The organism is Terriglobia bacterium (assembly GCA_036496425.1).
Classification (GTDB): domain Bacteria; phylum Acidobacteriota; class Terriglobia; order 20CM-2-55-15; family 20CM-2-55-15; genus 20CM-2-55-15.
Genome location: DASXLG010000169.1, coordinates 1 through 3,276 on the forward strand (window position 1 = coordinate 1; position 3,276 = coordinate 3,276).

A 3,276-nucleotide genomic window follows, 5' to 3' on the forward strand; every position below is an offset into this window, starting at 1 on the left:
CGGTGTTTTTTCTTCGCGGCGACGAAGGCGGCCGGTTTGGCGGCGTGGCGATCGCGCGCTACGACACGGGCCGCAACAGCATCGGCGCGACGGCCGGCTGGTCAGCGGCGACGCACGGTTCGCCATCGAATCCAGCCGGCACCTGGGACATCGGCTGCGGATATGGACGCCGGCTGGCGGCTTCCGGGCTGCTGGGCAAATTCAGTCCGCACGTCAACGCCCTGTGGGAGCGATCGACCGGGCAGGAGCGCATCGTCTCGCTATTCGAAGGGGTGGAATACCAGATGACGGACCGGCTGGCATTCGACCTCGGCGGACAACATTTCGGCGTCAATGGAAACGCGACCGATCATCAGATGATCTTCGGCATCACGCTCAACGTAGGCCATCTGCACTAACGGCGGCCCGACTGGAGCATCCTGCCAGTTGACAACAAGTACTTTTAAATATAAAGTACTTGATGAACTGAGAAACCCGCTTCTGCGGCCTGGCAAGGCCCGCTGGCTCCCCGCTGAGATGACACGCCCTCCGTTTCTGGATCATTTGGTTTGCGCCGAACCGATCCAGCCGCGGTATGCGCTCCTGATCAACCCCTTCTACCCGAAGGATGCCAACGCGAGCTTCGGCAAGCATGTGCTGACGCCCACTCTGGCGTTAACCAGCTTTGCGGCGACAACACCCGCACACTGGGACGTTCGCTATTGGGATGAAAATCTGCTGGACGGACGCCCACCCGCGTCGCCCATGCCGGAGGTCGTAGGGATTACGGTCCACCTGACGTTCGCGAATCGGGCGTTCGAGTTGGCGCGGTGGTATCGCGACCGCGGGAGCAAGGTCGTGCTGGGCGGCCTGCACGTGCTGTCCTGTCCGGAAGAGTGTGCGCCCCATGCAGATGCGCTAGCCATCGGCGATGGTGTGCAACTGTGGCCGCGAATTCTCGAGGATGCGGAATCGGGCTGCCTTCACCCGAAATACACGGCAACTTATGAGAGCGACTATCGCCGCGATCCCGCGCCCCGGCGCTCGATTCTGCCGCGGAACAGCTTTCTCACCACCACCAGCCTGATTGCCACGCGAGGCTGTCACAACCGGTGCGGATTTTGCTACCTCGCGACCGACGGTCTGCGGATGCCCTACCGCATGCGGGATGTCGGGCAGGTGGCCGCCGAGTTCGAGGCGGACAGCCAACCGTACGCTGTCTTCATCGATAACAACCTGGGATCCAATCGAGCCTACCTGGCGCAGTTGTGTGACGCGCTGCGGCCGTTGCAAAAGATCTGGAGCGCCGCGGTGTCCATCGACGTTACGGACGATCCGGCTTTGGTCCGGAAGATGGCGATCTCGGGCTGTACGGGAGTCTTTGTGGGATTTGAGTCGCTCACGGACGAGAATCTCGCCGATGCGCGGAAGAAAACGCCGAAGACCAGCGACTACGCGCGCCGGGTCCGCATGTTGCACGATAACGGCATCCAGGTGAACGGTTCATTTGTGCTGGGGTTCGATCACGACCGGAAAGACGTTTTCGCGCGAACGGCCGGATGGATCGAGGAGAACCGTCTCGAATGCGCGACGTTTCACATTCTGACGCCGTATCCGGCCACTCCTCTGTTCTTCCAAATGGAAGGGGAGCGCCGCTTGCTGCATCGCAACTGGGCGTTTTACGACACGGCGCACGCGGTATTTCGTCCGAAGCACATGACGCCGGAAGAACTGGAAAACGGCTATGCCTGGATGTATGAGCGATTGTTCTCAAATGCTTCGATCTGGCGGCGCCGGCCGGCTGCCTGGTCCGCCGTCGCTCCGTATCTGGCGATGTCCTACCTGTACAAGCGGTCCAACCGTTTTTGGCGCTTCCTGATTCAATACCATCTGGTTCATGCCGTATGGCGGCCGCTCGTGGAAATCACTCGGATGCGGCACATCCGCTATCGAGAGCGGCTGGCTGAAAACGAAGGGACGAATCGGCCGCAGCCCAATTTTGTCACCGCGGGTGTCTAGCGTGACCGGCCCGGCACTCATCCGGGCTGATGGCTCAAATGCAGTCGAAGGCCGCCGGAACTGCGCGATTGCGATTGCCGTCCCGGTTACTTCTTCGCCAGCCGCGCCTGGGCCTGCGGGCTCACGGCGCGTCCGCGGGTAAGCGTCTTGATGAATTCCACGCGGCGAAAGCGGACGGCCGACCAGTCTTCGTCGATCGCCACCATGCGCACCGGCTCCAACCCGAGTTTGCCGATCGTCTCCCAGCCCGTATCGCGATTGAACTCGCACTTGTACTTCTTCGAGCTGCCCTTCGGGTAGGCGAACCAGATCACGGCATCGCCTTCGGCTTTCTTCGCGATGCTTTTGCCGAGCGAATCGACCTCGCTCTGTTTGATGACGAACGCCAGAGAGAATTCAATCGGCTTGACGTCTTTCACAGACCGGCGGACCGCGACGCCTCGCAGGCCTGCCAATTCGCTCTCAAAACTCCGCGGCGCATTGACGACCAGAATCTCCTTCTGGTCTTTCAAATTGAGTTTTTGGAAGACGGAAGCCATGTTGTCGAGCTTAGAACAAATTCCGGAGGCGTGGGCTATAATTCGAATGTATCCGGCCCACCCGCTGCGGATGTGGCGAAATTGGCAGACGCGCTGGATTTAGGTTCCAGTTCCCGCGAGGGAGTGTAGGTTCAAGTCCTATCATCCGCACCAAACCGAGGGGGTTATACCTACGGGGAAAAATTGTCGACCCCCTGCCGCTGGTTTGAGTAAACAAAAATTCAAGCGTTACGATTTCCGTTGTGTCGAAATTTCTCGCCGGGCGAATGTGCCGTCAGGTTCACCAACGAGGAACAGGTATGAGAGGTCCTTTTCTCAAATGTTCCGGATAATAGGTTATAGGGCTAAGTGATTGCCGGAGCCAAGCGCATTTTATCACTTCTAATCTACATGAATCGATTGTCCGCACCGTCAAATAAGGGGCTAGAGCATGGTCTCGTCAAGTCGGCTGGCTAGCTGATCGCTGCATTTCGTGCCAACTTCCGGATGAGAGCGGTCTATGCAGGGCGTATGGGCCAATCCGCAGGAATGAGTTTCTCGGCTTCCAAGTACCGATTGCCCACCGCGCGGATGAATCTCTTGTCGTCCGCGAAATACGCATGCTCGAGGACGATCACCTGGAAATCCTGTTGCACCCTCACCTCGTCAAATAGGAAATCGAAATACCGTCGAAGTTCAACACGCTCGGCATCGGAGCGGGTTGTCACGACGCCGGGCATCTTGTCCGGCGGGTAGAACG

Annotated in this window: 4 protein-coding genes and 1 tRNA gene; 3 read left to right on the plus strand and 2 right to left on the minus strand. The window is 59.1% G+C overall.

Annotated elements, in window-relative coordinates; all coding sequences use genetic code 11:
• The coding region (locus tag VGK48_11780) for a hypothetical protein (protein HEY2381849.1) at positions 1-398 on the plus strand (398 nt) is incomplete at its 5' end.
• Positions 399-516: 118 nt separating this feature from the next.
• The gene (locus VGK48_11785) at positions 517-1,998 is read left to right on the plus strand and encodes a radical SAM protein (GenBank protein ID HEY2381850.1); all 1,482 of its coding nucleotides are present in this window, start codon (positions 517-519) and stop codon (positions 1,996-1,998) included.
• An 86-nt stretch (positions 1,999-2,084) separates the two neighbouring features.
• Here VGK48_11785 and VGK48_11790 read toward each other — a convergent pair whose 3' ends face one another.
• Positions 2,085-2,537, minus strand: a complete 453-nt coding sequence (locus tag VGK48_11790) for a hypothetical protein (GenBank protein ID HEY2381851.1) — start codon at positions 2,535-2,537, stop codon at positions 2,085-2,087.
• 66 nt (positions 2,538-2,603) lie between these two features.
• On the opposite strand from VGK48_11790, the gene VGK48_11795 reads away from it, so the two are divergent.
• Positions 2,604-2,690, plus strand: a tRNA-Leu gene (locus VGK48_11795).
• A gap of 344 nt (positions 2,691-3,034) precedes the next feature.
• On the opposite strand, the gene VGK48_11800 is transcribed toward VGK48_11795, so the two are convergent.
• Positions 3,035-3,276 (minus strand): DUF3732 domain-containing protein (locus VGK48_11800; GenBank protein HEY2381852.1); only part of this gene is annotated, 242 nt, incomplete at its 5' end.

Coding starts and splice junctions, on each gene's coding strand:
- VGK48_11785 (HEY2381850.1), top strand. CDS start 517: ATGACACGCCCTCCGTTTCTGGATCATTTGGTTTGCGCCGAACCGATC.
- VGK48_11790 (HEY2381851.1), bottom strand. CDS start 2,537: ATGGCTTCCGTCTTCCAAAAACTCAATTTGAAAGACCAGAAGGAGATT.